Annotated in this window: 19 protein-coding genes and 2 pseudogenes; 11 read left to right on the forward strand and 10 right to left on the reverse strand. The window is 70.3% G+C overall.

Annotation, left to right across the window (positions count from 1 at the left end; genetic code table 11):
* Positions 1–150 precede the first annotated feature (150 nt).
* The 5 genes from ACFYXM_RS06670 to ACFYXM_RS06690 form a co-directional block, all read right to left on the reverse strand.
* Positions 151–699 (reverse strand): bacterial proteasome activator family protein, encoded by a 549-nt coding sequence (locus tag ACFYXM_RS06670; protein ID WP_389287478.1) that lies wholly within the window; start codon positions 697–699, stop codon positions 151–153.
* Positions 700–818: 119 nt separating this feature from the next.
* The gene (locus ACFYXM_RS06675) at positions 819–3668 is read right to left on the reverse strand and encodes an FtsX-like permease family protein (protein ID WP_389287480.1); all 2850 of its coding nucleotides are present in this window, start codon (positions 3666–3668) and stop codon (positions 819–821) included.
* Entirely contained in the window at positions 3665–4456 is a 792-nt protein-coding gene (locus tag ACFYXM_RS06680; RefSeq protein ID WP_389287482.1) for an ABC transporter ATP-binding protein, read from the reverse strand. The genes ACFYXM_RS06675 and ACFYXM_RS06680 overlap by 4 nt, the downstream gene beginning before the upstream one ends.
* 267 nt (positions 4457–4723) lie before the next feature.
* Positions 4724–5362 (reverse strand): PadR family transcriptional regulator, encoded by a 639-nt coding sequence (locus ACFYXM_RS06685; RefSeq protein WP_389287484.1) that lies wholly within the window; start codon positions 5360–5362, stop codon positions 4724–4726.
* A 1430-nt stretch (positions 5363–6792) separates the two neighbouring features.
* Complete coding sequence (locus ACFYXM_RS06690) at positions 6793–8481, reverse strand: protein kinase (RefSeq protein WP_389287487.1); 1689 nt, start codon at positions 8479–8481, stop codon at positions 6793–6795.
* A 468-nt stretch (positions 8482–8949) separates the two neighbouring features.
* Here ACFYXM_RS06690 and ACFYXM_RS06695 point away from each other — a divergent pair, with 468 nt between their 5' ends.
* The gene (locus tag ACFYXM_RS06695; protein WP_389287489.1) at positions 8950–10593 is read left to right on the forward strand and encodes a protein kinase; all 1644 of its coding nucleotides are present in this window, start codon (positions 8950–8952) and stop codon (positions 10591–10593) included.
* Between the two features lie 230 nt (positions 10594–10823).
* On the opposite strand, the gene ACFYXM_RS06700 is transcribed toward ACFYXM_RS06695, so the two are convergent.
* The 3 genes from ACFYXM_RS06700 to ACFYXM_RS06710 form a co-directional block, all read right to left on the reverse strand.
* On the reverse strand, positions 10824–11816 hold the full coding sequence (locus tag ACFYXM_RS06700) for a phosphotransferase (RefSeq protein ID WP_389287713.1): 993 nt from the start codon (positions 11814–11816) through the stop codon (positions 10824–10826).
* Between the two features lie 454 nt (positions 11817–12270).
* On the reverse strand, positions 12271–12723 hold the full coding sequence (locus ACFYXM_RS06705; RefSeq protein WP_389287491.1) for a pyridoxamine 5'-phosphate oxidase family protein: 453 nt from the start codon (positions 12721–12723) through the stop codon (positions 12271–12273).
* A 325-nt stretch (positions 12724–13048) separates the two neighbouring features.
* The gene (locus ACFYXM_RS06710) at positions 13049–13708 is read right to left on the reverse strand and encodes a response regulator transcription factor (RefSeq protein WP_073790663.1); all 660 of its coding nucleotides are present in this window, start codon (positions 13706–13708) and stop codon (positions 13049–13051) included.
* Positions 13709–14049: 341 nt separating this feature from the next.
* Between ACFYXM_RS06710 and pdhA the strand changes: the two genes are divergently transcribed.
* The 4 genes from pdhA (at position 14050) to ACFYXM_RS06730 (ending at position 18520) form a co-directional block, all read left to right on the forward strand.
* Positions 14050–15276 (forward strand): pyruvate dehydrogenase (acetyl-transferring) E1 component subunit alpha, encoded by a 1227-nt coding sequence (pdhA, locus tag ACFYXM_RS06715; RefSeq protein ID WP_389287493.1) that lies wholly within the window; start codon positions 14050–14052, stop codon positions 15274–15276.
* 2 nt (positions 15277–15278) lie between these two features.
* Entirely contained in the window at positions 15279–16259 is a 981-nt protein-coding gene (locus ACFYXM_RS06720) for an alpha-ketoacid dehydrogenase subunit beta (RefSeq protein WP_073790660.1), read from the forward strand.
* Positions 16260–16278: 19 nt separating this feature from the next.
* On the forward strand, positions 16279–17760 hold the full coding sequence (locus tag ACFYXM_RS06725; protein ID WP_389287496.1) for a dihydrolipoamide acetyltransferase family protein: 1482 nt from the start codon (positions 16279–16281) through the stop codon (positions 17758–17760).
* Between the two features lie 370 nt (positions 17761–18130).
* Positions 18131–18520, forward strand: a complete 390-nt coding sequence (locus tag ACFYXM_RS06730) for a VOC family protein (RefSeq protein WP_389287498.1) — start codon at positions 18131–18133, stop codon at positions 18518–18520.
* Between the two features lie 240 nt (positions 18521–18760).
* Here the strand turns inward: ACFYXM_RS06730 and ACFYXM_RS06735 are convergent, their stop codons facing one another.
* Entirely contained in the window at positions 18761–19375 is a 615-nt protein-coding gene (locus ACFYXM_RS06735) for an ATP-binding protein (RefSeq protein WP_389287500.1), read from the reverse strand.
* A 225-nt stretch (positions 19376–19600) separates the two neighbouring features.
* On the opposite strand from ACFYXM_RS06735, the gene ACFYXM_RS06740 reads away from it, so the two are divergent.
* A complete protein-coding gene (locus tag ACFYXM_RS06740) occupies positions 19601–20488 on the forward strand; it encodes a helix-turn-helix domain-containing protein (RefSeq protein WP_389287502.1) in 888 nt (295 codons plus the stop codon).
* Positions 20485–20670 carry a DUF397 domain-containing protein gene (locus tag ACFYXM_RS06745; protein WP_389287504.1) on the forward strand — a complete coding sequence of 62 codons (186 nt, stop codon included), beginning with the start codon at positions 20485–20487 and terminating at the stop codon, positions 20668–20670. Before ACFYXM_RS06740 ends, ACFYXM_RS06745 begins: the two co-directional genes overlap by 4 nt.
* A 345-nt stretch (positions 20671–21015) precedes the next feature.
* Here ACFYXM_RS06745 and ACFYXM_RS06750 read toward each other — a convergent pair whose 3' ends face one another.
* Complete coding sequence (locus ACFYXM_RS06750) at positions 21016–21543, reverse strand: sugar O-acetyltransferase (RefSeq protein ID WP_389287506.1); 528 nt, start codon at positions 21541–21543, stop codon at positions 21016–21018.
* 114 nt (positions 21544–21657) lie between these two features.
* Between ACFYXM_RS06750 and ACFYXM_RS06755 the strand changes: the two genes are divergently transcribed.
* From ACFYXM_RS06755 to ACFYXM_RS06770, 4 genes and pseudogenes are all read left to right on the forward strand, one after another.
* A complete protein-coding gene (locus ACFYXM_RS06755; RefSeq protein WP_389287508.1) occupies positions 21658–22623 on the forward strand; it encodes a LysR family transcriptional regulator in 966 nt (321 codons plus the stop codon).
* Positions 22575–22694: pseudogene (locus ACFYXM_RS06760) on the forward strand (Scr1 family TA system antitoxin-like transcriptional regulator); the annotation flags it as partial. The gene ACFYXM_RS06755 and the pseudogene ACFYXM_RS06760, both read left to right, overlap by 49 nt.
* A 164-nt stretch (positions 22695–22858) precedes the next feature.
* Positions 22859–23092, forward strand: a pseudogene (locus ACFYXM_RS06765) (transcriptional regulator); the annotation flags it as partial.
* 379 nt (positions 23093–23471) lie between these two features.
* The gene (locus ACFYXM_RS06770; RefSeq protein ID WP_389287510.1) at positions 23472–24137 is read left to right on the forward strand and encodes a nitroreductase; all 666 of its coding nucleotides are present in this window, start codon (positions 23472–23474) and stop codon (positions 24135–24137) included.
* Positions 24138–24310 lie beyond the last annotated feature (173 nt).

A 24310-nucleotide genomic window follows, 5' to 3' on the forward strand; every position in this document is an offset into this window, starting at 1 on the left:
GAAAGTCCCGTCCGGCCCGCGACGCCTGGCACGGCGCCTCGCCGCGTTGTCGGGATCGTCCATGCACGTCCAATACGAGGACGACCCTCCGCCTTGCGATCGCACGCACCGGACGACGCTCCTTCGGGGCAAACCTTGCCGGTCGCGGCACTAGAGGTACGGGCCGGTCCGGATGGCTCCGCTCTGATCGCCGCCGCCGTCCTGCTCCTCGTGCGTGGCGCCCGACGGAAGGGCCCGGCGCATCTGCTCCAGCTGGGCACGCGCCGCCATCTGCTGGGCGAACAGCGCGGTCTGGATGCCGTGGAAGAGGCCCTCCAGCCAGCCCACCAACTGGGCCTGAGCGATCCGGAGTTCCGCCTCGGAGGGAACCGAGTCCTCGGTGAACGGCAGGGAGAGCCGCTCCAGCTCCTCCACCAGCTCCGGCGCGAGACCGTCCTCCAGCTCCTTCACGGAACCGGCATGGATCTCCTTGAGCCTGACCCGGCTCGCCTCGTCGAGAGGAGCCGCCCTGACCTCTTCCAGGAGCTGCTTGATCATGCTGCCGATGCGCATGACCTTCGCGGGCTGTTCGACCATCTCCGTCACCGGGACCTCACGCGAGTCGTCGTCAGTGCCACCGCCGCCGATCGCCATGCCGTCCTGCCCCACCACGAGGACATGGGGGTGCTCCTGCGACCGTTCATTCCTCGGCATCTCCATGGCGTCATTGTCTCCCACACCCGCCCTACGAGACGGCGGTGCCCCCGCAAACGGTTGATCCACCGTCTGCGAGGGCACCGGAACGGCTGCTCAGGCCCCGGAACAGGCCGCTCGTGCCGTCAGCCGGCCCGCCGGGCCAGGGTCTGACGCGACCGGGTGATCACCGCCGCGAGCGCCCCGGCGAGCAGCGGAACGCCCACGACCAGTACGGCGAGCGTGCCCCAGGGCAGCACGATCGGCGTGTACGCCGACTCCATCGGCTCGGCCCGCATCGTCGCCAGCGCCTCCTGCAGGTCGACGAGGCGCAGCGCCACCGCGGGCACCAGACCCGTGATCGTGCCCAGGACCACGCCCGTGAGCGCCACCACCAGGCACTGGAAGCCGGTCAGCGTCCGCCGCACGCCCGGGGGCGCACCGACCGCACTGAGCGTGGTCAGGTCCGCCTCCGCGTCCGCCTTCGCGAGGCCGGTCGTGATCGCGGCCGCGCCCAGCGTCACCACTCCGGCGAACAGCGTCAGGATCAGCAGGACCGTGTTCTCTTCCTGGCCGGGGCCGGAATCGGACTGGAGCCAGAAGCCGCCGCCGGCCTGTTCGAATGCTCCGTCGATGCGCTGCTGCTCGGCGTTCGACGGCGGCTGCGAGGCGGCGTACATGCTGCCGGCCGGCTGGGTGTGCAGACCGAGCCGGTCCGCGGTCTTCTGCGGAAGGATCAGGCGGATGCCAGGGGTCGCCGCGTACTTCGCGGGAGCCACGTACACCTTCAGCCGGTCCGTGGTGGTCCGTGCCTTGCCCGGGTGCAGCTTCCGGTTCTCCTTGTCGCGGTCGTCGTACTTGTGGACCGCGGTGAGGGTGATCTCACCGTCCTTGGCGTACGCCGGGTTGAGCAGCACCGGTGTGCCCGCGGCCAGGGCATCGGCGGCCGCGGGGTCGTCGAGCTTCACATACGTGCTGAGCATGTTCGCGTCTGCCACGAGAATCTGGTCCTCGCCGGTGGGCAACGCGTGCGCGAGCGTGTGCTCGCCCAGGCAGGCCGGGGTGTTCATCAGTTCCTTGTGTTCGTTCGCGGAGAGCCGCGCGGCGAGTTCCCGGGCCCTCTTGCCCTTCAGCGGGCAGGTGTGGCCCTCGCCGGTGGGCTTGACCAGCCGCAAGGTGCCGCAGCCGTTCTCCTCCTCGTAATAGACGTTGCAGTCGCTGCCCGCCCAGACCCGCTTGAAGTCGGCGCGCCCGCCGCTGACGGCCATGTTCCGCTCGACGGCGGCGCGGGCCAGCGGCAGCCGTTCGGCCGACCCGTCATCGTTCGACATGACGGCGATGGTCCCCTGGGCGAGCGAGGGGGTGTACTCGTACTCGTGCTCGGCGGCCTTGCTGGACATGAAGGTGGCGATCGCCACCGAACCGGCCACGGCCGCCATCACCGCGGCGACCGCGGGAGCGGTGCGGCCGCGGTTGCGGGCCGCGTCGCGCAGCGCCATGCGGGGCGAGAGCGGCAGCCTGCGGCCGAGCCGCCCGAGGAGGCCGACCACCACCGGGATGCAGCCGAGCATTCCCAGTTCGGCGACGACCGAGCCGCCGGCGACCAGTGACGTGTCCCCGTTGATGGCGCCGTACACGGCGGCGGCGCAGCCGAGTGCCAGCACGCAGGCGCCCACGACGGGCAGCACCCGGGAGGAGCGCCGGACGCCACGACGGCCCGTGAGCGACTCCAGAATGGACTGCCGGCTCGCCACGACGGCCGGGGCGAACGCCGCCAGAAGGCCGGTGACCAGGCCGATCGCGGCGATGAGGAGCAGCTCCTTCGGCGCCATGACGAGGGAGCCGAAGCGTTGTCCGGCCCAGTTCTCGAGCATGGGCCGGAACGCCGCGGTGAGCCCGACGCCGAGCACCACACCGGTCACGGCGCCGACACCGCCGAGTACCAGACCGCCGCCGAGCACCACGGCCCGGACGTGCCGCCGGTCCCCGCCACAGGTGCCCAGCAGGCCGAGCTGGCGACGGGAGCGGCGCGCGCCGACCGCGAACGCGGGCCCGGCGAGCAGCACGATCTCCAGGACCGCCATGGAGACCACGGTGAGGAGGGCGGCACTCCAGCCACCGGAGCTGCCCCAGTCCGGGCGCTCCGTCTTCTTGAGCAGCGGGACCTCGGAGTCCGGCGGCGGGTCGAGGACGACCTGGCGGGAGGTGACGAGGACGCCCGACTTGTTGGCCTCCATGACGTCGGGCCAGGTCACGCCCACCCCGTCGGGGCCCTTGACCAGCCATTCCTTGGGAGTGGTGTTCGGCGGCAGCACCTTCTTGTCGTGGTCGGCCTTCGCCTTCCACGGGGCGATGACCGCTCCAGGGTCCGCGAACAGGGCCGTGCTCTTCAGATCGTTCGGCTGCTCGATCACGCCGGTGATCTTGAACTTCGCGCCGTAGTTGCGCACGGTGGTCGTCGAGCCGACGCTCAGGCCGGTCTCCTCGAGGAACGGCTCGGTGGCGGCCATCTCCCCCGTGCCGTGCGGGTAGGAGCCGCGCACGAGGTCGATCTTGCCGCGCGCCAGCCCGTCCGAGGTGCGGAACTCGTAGATGTTCGTGTTGGCGATGCCGTACTCGGTGGTGACGCTCGCCGGTACGGACTGGATGCTGATCGCGCGTGAGCCCTTGGGGAACGTGGTCGTGACGTCGACCGGAGGCAGGGGCTCGACGGACACCGGGGCGTCCGGGTCGGCCTGCTGGAGTATCTGCCCGTCGGGCATCTGCTCCAGCGGGCCCATCTGCTGGTCGGTGAAGAGGGCGTCCGCCGACCCCATCTGGCTTGTCAGTCTCTCGGAGGTGGTCTGCTCCATGCTGCGGTACGTCACGTCGAGGGCTGTGACGCCCAGCACCGGCACCGCGATCATCGCGACCACCAGCGCGCTGCGGCCCTTGGCGCGCAGCGCGTCGCGGCGGGCTATTCGGAGGGCGGCGCGCCAGCCCGTGAACACGCTCACTCGGCGCCCTCGCCGGTCAGCAGCGCGTCGGCCCCGACGGTGAGCGCCTGGTCGACGATCGAGCCGTCCCGCAGGAAGACGACCCGGTCCGCCCAGGCCGCGAACCTCGGTTCGTGCGTCACCATCACGCCCGCGGCCCCCTGGTCGCAGCGGCTGCGCAGCAGCGCCAGCACGTTTTCGCCGGTCTCGGAGTCCAGGGCGCCGGTCGGTTCGTCGGCGAGCACCAGGCGCCGGTCGCCCACCAGGGCGCGGGCGATCGCCACACGCTGCTGCTGACCGCCGGACATCTCGTCGGGGAACCGGTCGGCGACCTGGAGGAGGTTCATCTCCTCCAGCGCCGCGCGCGCCTCCTTGCGGGCCTTGCGCACGGAGACCCCGTCGAGCTCGCGCGGCAGGGCGATGTTCTCGGCCGCGGTGAGCGCCGGGATCAGGTTGTAGTCCTGGAAGACGTAGCCGACGCTGCGGCGGCGCAGGGCGGCGATCCCTTTGGGGCCGAGACCGGATATGTCCTGCCCCTCGATGATCACCTGGCCGCTGGTCGCGGTGTCGAGCCCGCCGGCGATGGTCAGCAGGGTGGACTTGCCGGAACCCGACGGCCCCATGACCGCGACGAGTTCACCCGCGTACACGGACAGGTCGATGCCGCGCAGGGCGTGCACCTCGGCGACGCCGCTGCCGTGGGTACGGGTGAGGGCCCGCAGTTCGAGCACCGGTGTGCCACCCGGTGCCGGGGAGCCCGGTGGGACGGCGGCCGTGGATCCGGGGCGGGACGGGGTGTGTGAGGACATGGTGGGTGGTTCCCCCCTGTGACGGTTCTGTGGTGCGGCGCCGGACGTCGAGGTCCGTACGCCGAGGTGCTCCGTTCGCCGGTGAGGGCGTGTGCGGGCGCCGGTGGCGGGCTGCGGTGGATGGCCTTCAGCGGCCTTCCCGTGGCCTTCGCGGTCCCGGTGTTCCCCGGCCGGTCCCGGCGGGGCCGCGGCGATCCCCGGTGGTACCGGGGCGCCCCCGGCGGTGCCGGGTGGCTCGGCGGCGTACGCGGGCGCTACGTGCCGCGGTCAGGCCCGGCCGCGCAGGCGGCCTAGGCGGGCAGGCGTACGGGCCGGGGCGCGAGCCGGGCCACGGCTCGCGGCACGCGGCTCGGGCTCCGGTTCGGTGGCGGCGGCCTCGGCGAGGCGGACCAGCCGTGATTCGCAGTGGTCCAGCCAGCGTGCCTCGGCCTCCGCCTGGAAGATCAGCTGTTCGAGCACGAGCAGCCAGGCGACCTCGTCGCGGTTGGTTGGGACGTCGGCGAGGGCCTGCGCCTTGAGGCGGGTGTAGTCCTGCATCGCCTTGATGGTGTGGTGGCGCTGGGACTGGATGACGGCCCGGATGTCCACGCCCGGCGCTCCGACCGCCATGGCGAGCTTGATGGCCAGCTCATCACGCGGCGGACTGCTGCGGTCGACGGGCGTCTCGAACCAGTTCCGCAGCTCGGTACGGCCCTTGTCGGTGATCGCGTAGAGGGCGTGCCCCTGGTCGTCCTCGTCGTCCTGGACGACCAGGCCGTCGCGCTCCAGCCGGCTCAGCGTCGTGTACACCTGGCCGACGTTGAGCGGCCAGGTGGAGCCGGTGCGCGACTCGAATTCGGTACGGAGCTGGGAACCGTATCTGGGGCCCCGCTCCAACAGGGCCAAGAGCCCATGGCGGATCGACATACTGAGTATGTATACCGAGTATGTTCATCGGTGCAAGTCGTCTTCGGGGGGCGAGACCGCTGGTGAATGAGGGGTGGAGGAGGAGCAGGGGAGGGATGGGGCGGGGAGTGGAGCAGGGAGGGGGTGGTGGCCGGAGCAGGCGGTGGGCCAGGGGTGGAGGTGACCGGATTCACGCGGCGGAGAAGGTCAACCGGGGTGCCGGAAGCGGAGGGCCAGGAAGCCCAGGCCCAGTCCTATCAGCGCGATTCCCGCCCCCATGGACACCTGCCGGACCTGTCGTGCGGAGGGCCCGTCGAGGGCCTGCGGGGCGCTCCGGCCGGCCCCGGGGGAGGCGCTCGGTGCCTGTTTCCCGGCGGGCGTCAGCGGCGCCGGATCGACGGCCGCGGGGTGCGCGTCGGGCTCGGTGAAGTCGTCGAGCGATTCGTCCGTTTGTGCGAAATCCTCTGCGGGGTCCGGTGCGGGTTCCTGTGAGAGCCCCTGTGGCGAGAGCGATCGCCCGGGCCGGGTACGTCCTTCTCCGGCCTCGCGCCCGGCGTGCGGGGGCTGTGTTTCCGGAGGCGTCGACTCTCCGTCGGCGGAAGAGCTGGAGCCGGGGGTGGGGGAGCCCGAAGCGGCCGGGGAAGGCGGGGAAGCCGGAGAGGCCGGAGAGGCCGGGGGCGTGGCGGGGTCCGGGGGTGTCGTGCGGGCCGCGGGGGCGGAAGTGGCGGGGTGCGCGGACCCGGACGAAAGAGGTGTGGCGGGGGAGGAGAGGGATATGGGTGGGGACGGATGCGACGGGGGTGGTCCGGGCGTCGGGGGTGTGTCCGCGGGGAGGGCGGACGGTACGGCCGAAGAGGTGAGGCCCCTGGTCGACGGTTCGGTGCCGGGGGCGGGCGAGGGGCGGGCGAGGGGCGTGGACATCGCGACCGTCGCAGTCGTCACCGGGGCGTCGGCCGTACCCGGTATGTCGCCGCTCGGGCGTCGGCCCGCGTGCGCCTCACCGGCCGCGGCCCCCAGTGCCGCGCCCGCCGAGAGTATGAGGCAGGCCACGCACCTCGTGGATCGCGAAGGCAGAAGTCCTTGAGCCATGAGGTCAGAGTCACATGTCGAAATATGTCAGGCATCTCGGATGTTTCGGGCATGCAGAGTGCCATGGACATGCATGGAGCGTCATTGGCATGTGCGGGCGTCATGGATATGTGCGGGCGCCAGGGACATGCAGGGTGCAGCCTCTCCCCGGGAGCGCCGCATCCGGTTATGCCGTCACACAGGCCCCACGCGCGGCCACTCGGAGGCAAGCCCCACCCGGCCCGCACCGCCCTCGGCCCGCACCTGCCCGTCGTCCGGCAGCCGGACCGGCGTGCCCCCGCCACCGGGACAGCCGGGTCCGCCACCGGGACAGCCGGGTCCGCCACCGGGGGAGCTGACCCGCCACCGGGGGCCGGATCCGCTCAGGCCGGGTCGCCCGTCGCGACGCGCAGTTCGAACTTGGCGCCCACCTTGTCCACGGCGGTGTTGGCGGACGGGAACTGGTCGATGATCTGGTCCTCGGCGTACGTGTTCCCCGGCACCTCGACCTTCTTGACGACCCAGCCGGCCGCGTCGGCGCACGCCTTGGCGGACAGGAAGTCCTTGTAGAGGAAGTTCGGCGCGTCGACCTTCGCCAGGTCGTCGGTGCTCTCCAGGGCGTCCGTGCACTTCTCGGTCTTCATCGTCCGGTTTCGCTCCGGCGGCTTGTGCTCGCCCGTCGCGGCCGGGGTCTCGTCGGCCTCGTTGTCCCGGCCCGTGTCCGAGCCCTGCAGCGAGAGGTACGTGATCAGCCCGCCTATCGCGACCAGCGCGACCACGATCGCGCCGACGACCACCGGCATGCTCCGCTTCGAACCGCCACCGCCACCGCCACCGCCACCGCCACCGCCCGGGACGGTCTGCGGTCCGACCGTGTACGGCGGCGGGGTCTGCTGCATCGACGGCGCCGTCGGCACCGATGACATCGCCGCCTGGTTCTGGTACGCCGGAGCCGACTGCGGATAGCCGTACGACGGGCCGGGCGCGGGTGCCGGGGTCGCGGGACCGTACGAACCCGGCTGGGCGCCCTGCTGGTACGGGCCCGGTTGGTAGGGCGTCTGGACGTTCTGCGGCGCCGGGGTGGCCTGGCCGACCGGCGGGAAGACCGTCGAGCCGACGCCCGAGCCGCTGTTCACCGGGCCGCCCGCGACGATCACCGGGGCGCCCGCCTGACCGTCCGCGCTCAGCACGCGCGCGATCTCGTCCTGCATCGCCGCGGCGCTCGGGAAACGCTCGTTGGGGTTCTTCTTCAGTGCGCGGGCGACGAGCGCGTCCATCGCCGGGGTGACCGCGCGATTGACGGTGGAGGGCGCGACCGGCTCCTCCTGGACGTGCGCGTACGCGATGGCGAGCGGCGAGTCCGCGTCGAACGGGAGACGGCCGGTCAGCAGCTGGAACAGCATGATGCCGACCGAGTACAGGTCGGAGCGCGCGTCGACCCCGCGGCCCAGGGCCTGTTCGGGGGAGAGGTACTGAGGGGTGCCGACGACCATGCCGGTCTGGGTCATCGATGTGACGCCCGACTGCATGGCGCGGGCGATGCCGAAGTCCATGACCTTCACGACACCGCGCTTGGTCATCATCACGTTGCCCGGCTTGATGTCGCGGTGGACCAGCCCCATCTCGTGGCTGGTGTCCAGCGCGGCCAGCACGTCGGACGTCACCTTGAGCGCCTTGTCGGCGGGCATCGCCCCGTACTTCTGGATGTCCGCCTGGAGCACGGAGCCGAGCGGCTGCCCCTCCACGTACTCCATGACGATGTACGGCATCAGCGCGCCGCCGAGCTCGTCCTCGCCGGTGTCGAAGACCGAGACGATGTTGGTGTGCTGCAGTTTGGCAACGGCCTGCGCCTCGCGGCGGAACCGCTCGCGGAAGGACTGCTCGCGGCCCAGCTCCGTGTGGAGCGTCTTGATCGCGACCTGCCGGTCCAGCGCGGTGTCGTACGCCAGGTACACGGACGCCATGCCGCCCTCGCCGAGCAGGTCGCGAAGCTGGTACCGGCCACCGGCGACCGAGCCGCCCGCATAGCGGCCCTGCGCGCTCTGCGCGCCGTGTGCGCCGTCCTGGCTCATGACTTGCTTCCCCCTCGGCGCGCGACCCACGCGATGATCCCTATTACGCGCCAAGTCTGCCCCAGGGGTCCGACACGTCAAGCCGGGTGCCCGTTCCGTGACCCTCCGCACAAGAAGCGTCCTGGAAGCGTTACAGGAACCGCATGGAATCCGCGCGGGCTCCCCATAGGTCCCCGGGGGGCGGTTCGCCGGGCTGTGCCTCGCGGGAACGGGGCGTCCGCCAAAGGCTGTAGCGTGGCGTGGCAATGCAGCTAAGGGCTGTCCCGTAATCCGTGGCGGACCAGCGCGCGGCGTCGGATGTGGTGCATCGCAAGGCGGAGGGGCGTCCGCATACTGAATGTATGCGGACGTTCCGACAACGCGGCGAGGTGCCGCAGCTGTCGTCGCGCGCCCGCCGGGGATTACGGGACAGCCCTTAGACACCGTGAGAACCCGCGGACGCGCGGACAGATACGACGGCGAGGACTGATGGCACCCGATTCCGAAGCAAACGGCGGCGGAGTCTCGGATGGCACCGACTCCTGGGGCATCGACGGCGTCGTCGGTGACGGGCGCTACCGGATGACCCACCGCCTCGGCCGTGGCGGTATGGCCGAAGTCTTCGCGGCCGAGGACGTCAGGCTGGGACGTACGGTCGCGGTGAAGCTCCTGCGTTCCGATCTGGCCGAAGACCCGGTCTCCAAGGCCCGGTTCACGCGCGAGGCGCAGTCGGTGGCCGGTCTCAACCACCATGCGATCGTCGCCGTGTACGACTCCGGCGAGGACGTCGTGGGCGGCCAGACCGTCCCCTACATCGTGATGGAGCTCGTCGAGGGCCGCACCATCCGTGATCTGCTGCTCAACGCCGAGGCCCCGCCGCCCGAGCAGGCGCTGATCATCGTCTCGGGGGTGCTGGAGGCACTCGCCTACTCGCACCAGCACGGCATCGTGCACCGTGACATCAAGCCCGCCAACGTGATCATCACGAACTCGGGCGCGGTCAAGGTGATGGACTTCGGCATCGCCCGCGCGCTGCACGGCGCGCAGTCGACGATGACGCAGACCGGCATGGTCATGGGCACGCCCCAGTACCTCTCCCCGGAGCAGGCACTGGGCAAGGCCGTCGACCACCGTTCCGACCTCTACGCGACCGGCTGCCTGCTGTACGAACTCCTGGCGCTGCGGCCCCCGTTCACGGGCGAGACGCCGCTGTCCGTCGTGTACCAGCACGTGCAGGACATGCCCGTTCCGCCGTCACACGTGCTGGAAGCGGCCCCGCCGGAGCTGGACGGGCTGGTCATGCGCTCGCTCGCGAAGGACCCGGACGACCGGTTCCAGAGCGCCGAGGAGATGCGCGGACTCGTCCAGTACAGCCTGCAGATGGTCCAGACGCAGGGCGGGCACACCGGTACCTGGAACACCGGCCCGGCCACGATGTTCGAGGGCGGGCACACCCCGCCCATGGGCGTCACCGGCGGCACGATGGCGATGAACCACCCCCGCCACGGCGACACCTCGCAGGGGCCGATCCTGCCGCCGATGAACCCGGACGACGGCGGCTACGAGGGCGGGCACCAGCGTGCCGGCGGGCGCGGCAAGATGTGGCTGTTCGTCGTGTTCGCACTGATCGCCATCACCGCCGGGGTCGCCCTCGCGGTCAATGCCGCGAACAACGGCGACGACCAGGACAAGAAGACGCCGACCCCGACCTCCAGCTCGACGTCCTCGCCGGAGAGTTCGCCGACGCCGAAGGACGACGAGACCGAGCAGGACCAGCAGCCGGAGAACTCCAGCGGCGACCAGCAGGGAACGTGGCCCCGTCACACCTACACCCCGCCGGCCCGGCAGAACGAGCCGGATGATCCGTCCACCGACGAGCCGTCGACCCCGGCCACGGGCGGTACGGGGGACGGCGGCACGGGGACGTCCGAGGGCAGCACCGGCACGACGGACGGCAGCACCGGTACGACGGACGGCAGCACCGGTACCACCGACGGCAGTACCGGTACCACCGACGGCAGTACCGGTACCACCGACGGCAGTACCGGTACGACGGACGGAAGCGGCACCGGCAACGGAACGACCGGATCCTCCTCAGGCCCCCTGGGGACCACGATGGGCACCGGCCAGTGACCGTCGACGCCGCGTGATCGTCGTGGATGCGTGACCGCAGGAAAGGACCGCCCCGGGCCGATGGTTTTCCGGCCCGGGGCGGTCTTGCGTGAAGTGGCCGGGACCGCCCCCGCGTGAGGCGGCCGGCAGTGGCTCCGGAGCCACTGCCCCGCCCCGGAGCCGCCGCCCCCGCGCGGACGCCGGGTCCCACCCCCGCGAACGTCACTCCGTGAACGTCACCCCCGCGAACGTCACTCCGTGAATGCCTCGCACACCGCCTCGTACTCGCGCGTCCACCAGACCACCAGGGCCGACACCGCCGGGAACTGCGGGTCGGCCCTCCGGTCGTGCAGGCAGTACCGCCAGCGCAGTATCCAGAAGTCGTTGAGCCGCTCCCACCACACCCGGTGCACCGCCGCGGCCAGCTCGGCCGTCCCCGCCCCGGCCGCCCGCCGGTAGGCCCCCGCGTACGCCCGTACCTTCGTCAACTCCAGTTCCCCGCCCGGCCGCACGAAGAAGATCGCCGCCGCCCGCACCGCCTCCTCCGCGCGCGGCTGGACCCCCAGCCGGTCCCAGTCGAGGATCGCGACCGGGTCCGTGCCCCGGTAGAGGACGTTCAGCGGGTGGAAGTCGCCGTGCACCCAGCCGGTGGCCGGGACGTCGGGGGCGGGAGGCCGTCGGTCGGCGTGCCGTTCCAGCAGCGCGCGCCGTTCCAGCAGGCGGTGTTCGGCCAGTTCGTCGAAGCAGTCGCGGTGCCGCCGACCGCGCGCCGCGGCCAGCAGCTCGTCGATCAGCGTGAAGGTGTCGACGGGGTCCGGGCTCGGGTGCCCGCCGGACCGCCCGGCCGGCTCAGGGAGCGTGCCCATGACCCGTTCCAGTCCGGTGTGCACGGCCCCGAGCAGGGCGCCGAGCCGCCGCGACTCGGCGCGGGTCAGCTGGTCGCCGCTCCGGTGCAGTCCGTCGATCCAGGGGTGCAGGGCGTAGCACCGGCCGCCGATCTCCGTGACCGTGTCCCCCTCGACGTCCTCGACGGGCGGGGCGACCGGCAGCCCGAGCGACTGGAGGCGCTGGGTGGCGCGGTGCTGGCGCACGATCGTGGCGCGGTCGCCGGTGGAGGCGTCGAGGTGGTGCTTGAGGAAGTAGGAGCCGCGTGTGGTGGAGACGCGGTAGCCGTGGTTGAGCAGGCCCTGTGTGACGGGCTTGCAGGTGAGCGGCGCACCGACGTCCGGGTAGCGGCGCAGCACCTCTTCGACCGGCGGCACGGGCGGGCGCGGCCCGGTGGGGCGGCTCGCGTCCCGGCGGTCCGTTCCGTCCCCGTGATCCGTCCTGTCCAGGCGGTCCGTTCCGTCCCCGTGATCCGTCCTGTCCCGGCGGTCCGCTCCGTCCCCGTGATCCGTCCTGTCCCGGCGGTCCGTTCCGTCCCCGTGATCCGTCCTGTCCCGGCGGTCCGCTCCGTTCGGATGGTCCGTTCCGTCCTGGCGGCTCGATGCGCTCGGGCGGTTCGCCGTCGGGCGAGGCACGGCCGGACGGGGTACGGCCGGACGGGGCACGAGCGCCCGGGGAACGGCCGACGGAGCGGCGGCAATAACCGGCGGTGCGGAAGGAAGGACCGACGGGGCGGCGGTAAGGACCGACGGACCCGGCGAAAGGGCTGAAAGGGCTGAAAGGGGTACAGATGAGCGCAGCACCCGCCAGATGTTAGATCACGCTGTGTTGCGGATCGGCTGACTTGCGTGAAAGTCCGGAGTGTGCGTGGAAGTCGAGCGTGTGCACGGTGACGAAGTGCGGGACGACCGCGAGGTAGGCCGGGGCGAAGGGCTCCCCGTTGACCACGGAGGGTGCGTCACCGAAGCGTTCCCGCTGCCCGGGGGTCGGGTGCACGATCTGGGCGAAGCCGGTGAACTGCACGGACCACAGCTCGCCGTCGCCCCCCGAGGGTGCGGTGTTGTAGTTGTCCGCCCCGTACGCCACCACCGTGCCGTCGCACGCGTCGTGATAGCCGAGGCCCTCGTGCATCCGCAGGACGACCCGGCCGTCGGCCACGATGTGACGGGCCATGGCCAGTATCGGAAGGGCCCGCATGCTCGTCGCCAGTCGGCCGTACGCGACGCGGCCGAGCAGTTCGAGCGCGTGGAGATCCTCAGAGGGCATGTCCTCCACTCTCCCGGCACCCCGCGGCGGCGGGAAGAGGCCCCTGCCCCGGTTGCCCCGGGACCAAAGTCCCGAAGATCACCAAGGGGGCATCGATGGATCACCGGGGATCGCCCGGGATCATCAAGAGTTCAACGAGGGGTCACCGATACGCCACCGGAGGATCACTGGTGCCCGGTAGGCGCGGAGCGAGGGGTGGGCGGCGGCCGGGCCACTCAGCGTCTTTCTTCCCGGATCGGCGGCCGGACCACTCGGCCCTGCTCCGCCCGGATCGGCGGCCGGACCGCTCGGCGCGTTCACGCGCGGGTCGGGGGCCGGACCCCGCTCAGCGCTTCTCCGCCTGGAGCCTGGCCACGTACGCGGCGGCCTGCGAGCGCCGTTCCATGCCCAGCTTGGAGAGCAGGCTGGAGACGTAGTTCTTGATGGTCTTCTCCGCGAGGTGCAGCCGCTCGCCGATCGCGCGGTTCGTCATTCCCTCCCCGATCAGGTCGAGGATCTTGCGCTCCTGCTCGGTGAGCGAGGCCAGCCGCTCGTCGCCCCCGCCCTTCTTCCCCTCGCGCAGCCGCTCCAGCACCTGGGCGGTCGCGACCGGGTCCAGCAGCGACTTCCCGGCTGCCACGTCCCGGACCGCGTTCAGCAGTTCGGTGCCGCGGATCGCCTTCAGCACGTACCCGGACGCACCCGCCATGATCGCGTCGAAGAGTGCCTCGTCGTCGGCGTACGAGGTCAGCATCAGGCACTTGATGCCGTCGTCCTGGGAGCGGATCTCCCGGCAGACCTCCACCCCGCTCCCGTCCGGCAGCCGGACGTCGAGCACGGCCACGTCGGGCCGGGTCGCCGGGATGCGGACGAGCGCGTCCGCCGCCGTGCCGGCCTCGCCGACCACCTCGATGTCGTCCTCGACCGACAGCAATTCGTGGACCCCGCGCCGGACCACTTCGTGGTCGTCCAGCAGAAAAACAGTGATTTTTCCTTGTTCGCGCACAAAATGAAGTCTCACATACTCGCCTCTTCCCTGCCGCCGAACGGCGGGATAACGTGCCGGTGTTCCGGCAGCCCACAAGGCTGTTCCCAGGGCTGTGACCAGCGAGAGTTCCCGACTTTTTCGATTTACTTGGAAATCCAAGCAAAATCGCAGGTCAGGAAGGGTTTCGCAGTTATGCGGCGTACTGGGTAACGTGCTTTTGACAGGGCGCTCGCCGGGGCACCTGTCACGCCTGTCTCCCGAACCGAGCGGCACCCACCCCGTGCACGGGTACGGGCGCAGGCGAGCCGCACTGGCTTCCCGGCAGACCCCGGGGGCCGGACCGACGGAGGAGCACGCACGTGACCGTGGAGAGCACTGCCGCGCGCACACCGCGACGCAGCAGCAAGCGGACCAGCGCCGTGAAGACGACCGCGAACAAGCCCACCAAGGCGCCCGCGAAGGCGCCCGCGAAGAAGCCGGCCAAGGCGTCCGCCAGGACCCCGCGGAATTCCGAGCCCGAGCTCGTACAACTGCTGACGCCCGAGGGCGAGCGTGTGGAGCACCCGGACTACCAGGTGGACCTGACCGCCGAGGAACTGCGCGGTCTGTACCGCGACATGGTCCTCACCCGCCGCTTCGACGCCGAGGCCACCGCCCTCCAGCGCCAGGGCGAACTGGGCCTGTGGGCCTCGCTGCTCGGCCAGGAGGCCGCCCAGATCGGCTCCGGGCGGGCCCTGAACGACGACGACTACGTCTTCCCGACCTACCGCGAGCACGGCGTCGCCTGGTGCCGGGGCGTGGACCCGACCAACCTCCTCGGCATGTTCCGCGGCGTGAACCACGGCGGCTGGGACCCGAGCAGCAACAACTTCCACCTGTACACGATCGTCATCGGCTCGCAGACCCTGCACGCCACCGGCTACGCCATGGGCGTCGCCAAGGACGGCGCGGACTCGGCCGTGATCGCGTACTTCGGCGACGGCGCCTCCAGCCAGGGAGACGTCGCCGAGTCCTTCACGTTCTCCGCGGTCTACAACGCCCCGGTCGTCTTCTTCTGTCAGAACAACCAGTGGGCCATCTCCGAGCCGACCGAGAAGCAGACCCGCGTCCCGCTCTACCAGCGCGCGCAGGGCTTCGGCTTCCCCGGGGTCCGGGTCGACGGCAACGACGTGCTCGCCTGCCTGGCCGTCACCAGGGCGGCGCTGGAGCGGGCCCGCCGGGGCGAGGGCCCCATGCTCATCGAGGCGTTCACCTACCGCATGGGCGCGCACACCACCTCCGACGACCCGACGAAGTACCGGGCGGACGAGGAGCGTGCCGCGTGGGAGGCCAAGGACCCGATCCTGCGGCTGCGCAGGTACCTGGAGGCGGAGGGCGCCGCCGACGAGGCGTTCTTCACCGGGCTGGAGGCCGAGAGCGAGGCCCTCGGCAAGCGCGTGCGCGAGGCGGTGCGGGCGATGCCCGATCCGGACCCGATGGCCATGTTCGACCACGTCTACGCCGACGGGAATCCGCTCGTCGACGAGGAGCGCGCACAGTTCGCCGCGTACCAGGCATCGTTCGCGGACGCCGAGGAGGGCAAGTAGCCATGGCCGTGGAAAAGATGTCGATCGCGAAGGCGCTCAACGAGTCGCTGCGCAAGGCCCTCGAAACCGACCCCAAGGTCCTCATCATGGGTGAGGACGTCGGCAAGCTGGGCGGCGTCTTCCGGATCACCGACGGGCTCCAGAAGGACTTCGGCGAGGACCGGGTGATCGACACCCCGCTCGCCGAGTCCGGCATCGTCGGTACCGCGATCGGTCTGGCCCTGCGCGGCTACCGGCCGATCGTCGAGATCCAGTTCGACGGCTTCGTCTTCCCCGCGTACGACCAGATCGTCACGCAGCTCGCCAAGATGCACGCCCGCGCGCTCGGCAAGGTCAAGATGCCGGTCGTCGTGCGGATCCCGTACGGCGGCGGCATCGGCGCGGTCGAGCACCACAGCGAGTCCCCCGAGGCCCTGTTCGCGCACGTGGCGGGCCTGAAGGTGGTCTCGCCGTCGAACGCGAACGACGCGTACTGGATGATGCAGCAGGCCGTCCAGAGCGACGACCCGGTCATCTTCTTCGAGCCGAAGCGCCGCTACTGGGACAAGGGCGAGGTCGCCACCGACGCCATCCCCGGCCCGCTGCACCGCGCCGCCGTGGCGCGCACCGGCTCCGACCTCACGCTCGTCGCGTACGGGCCGATGGTGAAGGTCTGCCTGGCGGCGGCCGAGGCGGCGCAGGAGGAGGGCCGGTCGATCGAGGTCCTGGACCTGCGCTCGATGTCCCCGATCGACTTCGACGCCATCCAGACGTCGGTCGAGAAGACCGGCCGGCTCGTGGTCGTCCACGAGGCGCCGGTGTTCTACGGCTCCGGGGCCGAGATCGCCGCCCGCATCACGGAGCGCTGCTTCTACCACCTGGAGGCACCGGTGCTGAGGGTCGGCGGCTACCACGCCCCGTACCCGCCGGCGCGGCTGGAGGACGAATACCTGCCGGGTCTCGACCGTGTGCTCGACGCCGTCGACCGCTCGCTGGCGTACTGAGAACTGGGGCGTGACAACGATGACGACCGACACTTCCGATGCCGCTCGCGTCCGCGAGTTCAAGATGCCCGACGTGGGCGAGGGCCTGACCGAGGCCGAGATCCTCAAGTGGTACGTCCAGCCCGGTGACACCGTCACCGACGGCCAGGTCGTGTGCGAGGTCGAGACGGCGAAGGCGGCCGTGGAGCTGCCGATCCCCTTCGACGGGGTGGTGCACGAGCTGCGCTTCCCCGAGGGCACGACCGTCGACGTCGGCGAGGTGATCATCGCGGTGGACGTGGCGCCGGGCGCGCCCGTACCTGCCGCCGAGCCGGTCGCCGAGCCCGCCCCCGAGCCCGTTGCGGCTCAGGAGCCCGCGGCGGCCCCGACGGCACCGGCGCCCGCGTCCGGCTCGGGCCGCAAGCCGGTCCTGGTGGGGTACGGCGTCGCCGAGACGTCCACCAAGCGGCGCGCCCGTAAGGGCGACGCGGCGGCGGCCCGCACGGCTGCCGCGACCGCGTCGGCCGCGGTGCAGGGCGAGCCGAACGGCCACGGGCCCGGCTCCGTGGCCACGGCGGTCCGGGAGAACCGGCCGCTGGCCAAGCCGCCGGTGCGCAAGCTGGCCAAGGACCTGGGCATCGACCTGGCGACGGTCGTGCCGACCGGCGCGGGCGGGATCATCACCCGCGAGGACGTGCACGCGGCGGCCACGCCCGTACCGGCCCAGGCGCAGGCGCCGGTCTCCGCGCCGACGCCCGCCGAGCCGGCTGAGGCCCAGGCTCCCGTGCCCGCCGAGGAACTGCCCGCCGTCGCGTCGGGCGCGCGGGAGACCCGGATCCCGGTCAAGGGCGTACGGAAGGCCATCGCGCAGGCGATGGTCGGCAGCGCCTTCACCGCGCCGCACGTCACGGAGTTCGTGACCGTCGACGTGACGCGGACGATGAAGCTCGTCGCGGAGCTCAAGGAGGACAAGGACCTCGCCGGGGTCCGGGTCAACCCGCTCCTGATCATCGCCAAGGCGCTCCTGGTCGCGATCCGCCGCAACCCTGACATCAACGCCGCCTGGGACGAGGCGAACCAGGAGATCGTGCGCAAGCACTACGTCAACCTGGGCATCGCCGCCGCCACCCCGCGCGGCCTGATCGTGCCGAACATCAAGGACGCGCACGACAAGACCCTCCCTGAACTCGCCGGAGCGCTGAGCGAGTTGGTGTCCACGGCGCGTGAGGGCAAGACGTCCCCCGCCGCCATGGCGGGTGGCACGGTCACGATCACCAACGTCGGCGTCTTCGGCGTCGACACGGGTACGCCGATCCTCAACCCCGGCGAGTCCGCGATCCTCGCGGTCGGTGCGATCAAGCTCCAGCCGTGGGTCCACAAGGGCAAGGTGAAGCCGCGTCAGGTCACCACGCTGGCGCTGTCGTTCGACCACCGGCTGGTCGACGGCGAGCTGGGCTCCAAGGTCCTGGCGGACGTCGCCGCGATCCTGGAGCAGCCGAAGCGCCTGATCACCTGGGCGTAGGGGTTTCAGCGGTACGCGTGCCTTGGGCAGTACGCGTACGAGGTGGGTCCGCGCGGAGTTCGCGCGGACCCACCTTCCGTGCGGGGCCTGCCGCCGTCAGGGCTTCACCGCCGCACGAGGCGACAAACCGTGCGGGCGCGACGGCGATATCGCTGCCGATACGGCGAGCTCCGAGAAGGTGGGCGCGGCGCGGCCCGCCGTGCGGAATGCTTCTCGTCGCCCGACACGGCCTGGGCGGAGGCCGCGCGGGAGCGGGGCACCTCTGTGGGCGTGGGGGCGGGCAGCCGGGGCGACTGCCGTTCATTTTCCGGTCAACATGTGAATAATCTCCGGGAATTGGGCTGTGGAGGCGCCTTGTTAGGGTGGCCCGATGGCATCGGTCAAGAAGTTCCAGGTCACTTTCGACTGCGCAGAGCCCGAGCGTGTGGCTCGCTTTTGGTGCGAGGTGTTGGGGTACGCCGTAACGCTGCCTTCTGAGGGACAAGGTTCATGGGCCGCGTGCTCCGATCCCACGGGTGAGGGCCCGCGCATGTACTTTCAGCGCGTTCCCGAGGGGAAGGTCGTCAAGAACCGGGTGCATCTCGACGTGCGGGTCGGCACCGGGCTCGTGGGCGAGGAGCGCCTGACCACCCTTGAGGCCGAACGCGATCGGCTGGTCGCGCTCGGCGCGGTGTGCGTGAACGTGCTGTACGCCGATGAGGAAAACGAGTCCTGCATCGTGATGCAGGACATCGAGGGCAACGAGTTCTGTATCGACTGAGCACCTTCCGGGACGACGAGGTGGGAAGTCGTCCTCGGGCGACGTGTTCGTCGCGACCCCTCGGGAGGCCGCCGTTCGGGCGTTGGCCGCCGACGCCCTCGCCGCCCCGCACGCCACGGAGCCCGAGGCCGTCGACGTGACGGCGTCCGACAAGACCTCGCCGGAACATGCCGACGTACCACGTGAGTTGGCATCGAGCGGCTGAAGCGGCTGATCACCCGGGCCTCACAGTCTTGACGTTCACTCACCGCCGGTGGGCCCGTGCGTTCCGACGCGCGGGCCCACCGGCGTCTTCACATCCCTTGCCATGAGGTCGAGTTCGGCGAAGACGGTCTTGCCGACGGTGCGGGACTCGGCGCCCCAGCGGTCGGCCACCCGGTCGACGATCAGCAGCCCGCGCCCGCTCTCGTCGCCGGCGCCCACGCGCGCCCCGGGCCCGGTCGGTCGCTCGCCGCACGCGTCGCTGACCTCGATCCGCAGGATGCCGGGCATGAGCGCGAGCCGCACCCGGAACAGCCGGTCGGGCACGGCACCGTGCAGCAGCGCGTTGGTCGCCAACTCGCTGACCAGCAGCGCCGCGTCGCTGGACAGCTCCGGGTACCCCCACTCCGTGACGAGCCGGGCCGCACGTCGGCGGCTGAAGGCGACGTTGTGGGGGTGCGGTGTGTAGTCGAGCCGGTCCTCGCGGAGAACGGGGCCGGGGCCGCTCAACCCGTTCGGCCCGGGGCAGGCCCGTACGAAGCCGTTCGGTACGGGACGGGTCGGCACGGATTCGGGTGATGCGTGGCCGGTCGGGCCGGGGCCGTCCGGTACGGGGTCGGGGCCGGGCGTCGGAACGTCTTGGGCTGCGGTCATGGGCGCGAGCTCCTCGGGTGCGTGCGGTGGCATGCCGCGCCTGTGCGAAATGGGCAGGGCGGTGCGCTTCCGCCTATGGGCACGCCGCTAGGTGAGCGGCTGGGCACCGAACGTAGTGAATCACGGGCGTCGGTACAACCTACTTGGAGATATTTATCTCCAACGGGTGATTGTGACTGCTCGGCTACGCCGTGCAGACTGAGCGCGCACGGGAGGTGTTGAACGGTGTCAAAAGCACGTGTGGGCTTGGGGAATCGCGTTTCTACGGTCCTCGCCCGCCAGTTGGGCGGTCAGTTGCTGGCCTTCCGAGAGGCCGCAGGGCTGAATCAGACGCAGGCTGCGGCTGCCCTCAGCGCCCAGGCGGCCAAGATCGCCAAGATGGAACACGGGTGGGTTCCGGTCAGAGATCCGGACGTTGCGGCGCTCTGCCGGGCATATGGCGTCGATGACCCGCAAGTGGTTGAGGGATTGCTTCGGCTGGCCAAGCTCGACCGAGAGCGGCGTAAGGCAAAGGGCTGGTGGACAACTTCGCTCACTCCGGGAAGCCTGCGCGAGTACGTCGCGATGGAGGATGTCGCGCTCAGGGTGCGAACCTGGCAACTTGCTCTGATTCCTGGCCTGTTCCAGACATCCGAGTACGCGAGAGCCCTTGCGGTGGCGGCTGTTTCGCCCGACAGGATCGATGAGATCGAGCGTATCGTTGATGTGCGTGTGCGCCGTCAGCGTCGTCTGCGGGGTGAGAATCCTCTGCGTGTGCACGCGGTGATCTGGGAAGCCGCACTGCGCCAGATGATCGGTGGCTCTGATGTCATGGCACGGCAGTTGGAGCATCTGTGCCAGCTTGCGGAGCAGCCCAACATCGACATGCAGGTGCTTCCCTTCCGGGCAGAGGTGAATCCCTGTAGTGGCGGACCCTTCAATATCCTCTCGTTCGCTGAGGAAGACGCCGTGGACGTGGTGCACATGGACGGGCTGCGCACCACCAACTGGGTGGAAGGAGCGGAGGAAAGCACGGCGTACTCCGAACTGTTCGCACGTACTTGTGCCATGAGTCTGTCGCCATACGATTCGGCGCGGTTCATTGCGAGCATCGCCAAAGGGACGAGTAAATGATCGAGTTCTGCTTCAGAAAGTCCAGCTACAGCGAAGCGCACGGCGAGTGCGTCGATGTGGCTGTCAACGTTGCCGGCATAGTCGCCGTCCGCGACTCCAAGGACCCCGCCAGCCCGGTCCTCGTCGTGGCGTCCGCCGCGTGGGACGCCTTCCGGGCCGGGCTGGTCCGCTCGTCGGACTGACCCGGCCCGCCCGGCTGGCGCTGAGACTCCACCGCCCTCCCTGGTACCAGTAGGGCGAGGGTGCTGCGCGCTTCACGCCGCAGTGTGCGACGCCGGGCGAAGGTCGCGGTGAGGGCGAGGATGGAGACCGTGCCCCCGTAGAACACGGCGGCAATCGTGGAGAGGAGCCCGATGGGCATCGGGCACGCACGTTTCTTCCCCCGCTCGGTCCGCCCAGCTCACAGCCCCGGGCGGGTACGCACGCCGTCAACTCCCTTGCCCGCGCGGACGAGGAGCGTTCCGATGTGCCCTGGATGAGGGGCGTCCAGCACCCGCGCCTCGGCCGTGCCGGCAGCCCGGCCGGGCTCAGTCGATCGTCTTGATCACCCGGGCGGGCACTCCCGCGACCACGGTGCCGGCAGGAACATCACGAGTGACCACCGCACCGGCAGCGACCACCGCACCGGCACCGATGGTCACCCCCTGCGTGATCACGGCAGCCGTCCCGATCCAGACGTCGTCCTCGATGACGATCGGGGCGAAGGAGAGGTACTCGCGGCGCTCGGCCAGGGGCAGTGGATGGCCTCCGGTGATGAGGCTGACCTTCGGGGCGATCATGACGCCGTTGCCGATACGGATGCCTCCCTTGTCCATGAAGGTGCATCCCTGGTTGACGAAGACGTTCTCCCCGAACGTCGTGTTGAGCCCGTACTCGGTAAAGAACGGCGGGTAGATCACCACCGACTCCGGCAGCGGGCCACCGAACACAACAGAAAGTAGTGCCTCGCGACCTTCGCTGTCGCTGAACGGAAGCACGTTCAGTCGAGACGTCGCATCGGTCACCTCCACGATCCGCTCCGCATGACGCGCGAACTCAGGCGTCTGGACATACATGACCTGCTCTGTGCGGGTAGACATGCGCTTATCCCACCACCGCGCAGAACACTCGATCAAACAACCCTGCACCACAAGAGGCACAACCAATAGTTGTGGAAGTAGGGTGGAAGCGTGGATGTTGAAGCGCTGCGGACGTTCGTGGCCGTCGCCGGGACCGGCCAGTTCCAGGCTGCTGCCGACAAGCTGGGGATCAGCCAGCAGGCAGTCTCCAAGCGGATCGCGGCCCTGGAGAGGCACATCGAGGTCACGCTCCTGGTGCGGACCTCCCGAGGCTCCCGGCTGAGCCTGGACGGGCAGGTCTTCCTGCCACACGCCAAGAAGGTCCTGGCGGCCCTTGAGCAGGCCGAGCAGGCCGTGCGCCCCGGCTGCCGTCCCTTGCGCGTCGATGTCCTCAATCGGCGCATCTCCCCGGCCCAGGCCGTCTACCGGTTCTACCGCTCCCACCCCGAGACGGGCCTGGACGCGGTCACGCTGAGCAGGGAGAACGCCGCCCAGGCCGCCCAGGCGGTGCTCGAAGGGACCGTCGACGCGTCTTTCCGTGCCCTGTCGGCAGACCAGGTCCCGGCCGGGATCAGCGCCGAACGACTCCTGGACGCACCCTTGGAGCTCCTGGTCGGTCCCGGCCACCCGCTGGCTGACGCGCCCCGGGTCAGTCCTGCGGACCTGGCTGGCCACCGCATCTGGATCCCCGGGATCAGGCCGGGTACGGAGTGGGCGGCGTTCTACCAGGCGCTGTCCGAGGCCTTCGGCCTGAGCATCGACGCGCTCGGCCCCAACTTCGGTGACGAGGCCCTGATGGACGCGCTGGCCGACTCGGCCTCGTTGGCCACCCTCGTCGGCAGCGGGGACCGGTACCTGTGGCCCCAGACCCACGACCTACGGCGCATCCCGTTGCACGACCCGACCCCGGTCTACCCGCACGTGCTGCTGTTCCGCAGCGGAGACCAGCACCCCGTGCTGACCGCGCTACGCGACTATCTGCGCACCGCAGGCCCGCGAACCCCGCATGACGTGTGGGCGCCAGACTGGGTAGAAAGTTTCACGCCCTGGTGTGGGAAGCGGCCCTCCACGCCCTGATCTGCCGTCCATCCGTCCTCGCCGGCCAGCTCGATCGACTCGTCGGCATCATCGGCATGGACACCGTGGAGCTAAGGGCTGTCCCGTAATCCCCGGCGGGCGCGCGACGACGGCTGCGGCACCTCGCCGCGTTGTCGGAACATCCGCATACATTCGGTATGCGGACGCCCCTCCGCCTTGCGATGCACCACATCCGACGCCGCGCGCTGGTCCACCACGGATTACGGGACAGCCCTTAGGGATCATTCCGCTCGGCGCCGCGCTCAAGATCCCGGCGGCCAACGGCTTCTGGGTCCTGGATGACAGGCTCGTGATCGCCGAGGACTGGCATGCGGAGCTGTGGCTCGACGAAGCCGACAGCGTGGCGACCTACCTGCGGGTCTGGAACACACTCAGGGAATCCGCCGTGTACGGCGTTGACGCGCAGAACCTCATTTGTGCGGCACGACGGGCGTTGCGAGCACGCTGAACTTGCGGGCTGTCAGTGGGCCGACCGCATGGCGAGCGGCTGGGCCGGGCACGGGGGGCACCTGCGGCCCCGGGCCCCGTTGGACACTGGCCAGCGCCTCTTCCTCCGCATGAGGGGGAGGAAGAGGCGCCGCAGCGTGGGCGGGGTGGACGATCAGGGGTGTGCTGGGGCGGTGGCGGTGATCGTGCCCCAGCCGAACCAGTTGCCGCGAGCCGGCCCGTTCAGCACCTGGACCGACCAGGACAACCCCGAACCGGCGCAGAAAGCCGGGGAAACCCGACGCCGCGTCGTTGTGGCCACGATGACCAGTCCCATGAGGCCAGTCCGGAGCCGAAGACGGTAGAGAGGTGGTTGTCGTTGCGCGAGAGGACGAGAAGACGTGGATGTGTATGAAGCCGTGGACAGTCGCCGGGCCGTGCGGGCGTTCAGCGATGAGCCGGTATCCAAAGAGATACTCGAACGAGTGCTGGCTGCAGCGACGCGGGCTCCGTCGAGTGGGAACCTCCAGCCGTGGCATGTGTATGTCGTCACCGGCGAGCCCTTGGCCGAACTGAAGAGGCACGCGACGACCAGGGCACTGGCGGGAGACCCGGGTGATGAGCGGGAGTATCCGATGTACCCGGCCGAACTGACCTCGCCGTATCTGGACCGCTTTTCCGCCGCGGCCGCCCAACGCTACAAAGCGCTGGGAATCGAGCGCGACGACCCCGGCAGGCCCATGAAGATCGCCGCCTTGAACTCGGAGGCGTTCGGAGCGCCGGTCGTACTGTTCTGCTACCTCGACCGGACGATGGGGCCCGGACAGTGGGGGGACGCGGGGATGTACTTGCAGACGGTCATGCTGTTGTTAAGGGCGGAAGGGTTGCACAGCTGCCCCCAAGTGATGTGGACGATGTATCGCAAGACTGTCAGCCAGGTAGTCGGAACCGATGACGGGCTTGTGCTGTTCTGCGGTGTCGCGGTGGGCTTCGAGAAGGAAGGCGTGCCACGGCTGCGTACCGGGCGGGCGGACCTGACAGAAACAGTGAGCTTCATCGGCGTGTGACCGCTAAGCGGTCAAGATCCACAGGGCAGACCTGATGCGCCACCCGGCCCCTCATGCGAGCTGAGATTCCAACTCGCCGAGGCAGACGCTGCCAGCAGCTGGTATTTCGTCCCCCCACTCTCTCGAAGAGCCAGCTGCGGGTGGTTCACATGACGAACATGCACGTCACGTGA

This window comes from Streptomyces sp. NPDC002476 (assembly GCF_042889785.1).
GTDB lineage: Bacteria > Actinomycetota > Actinomycetes > Streptomycetales > Streptomycetaceae > Streptomyces.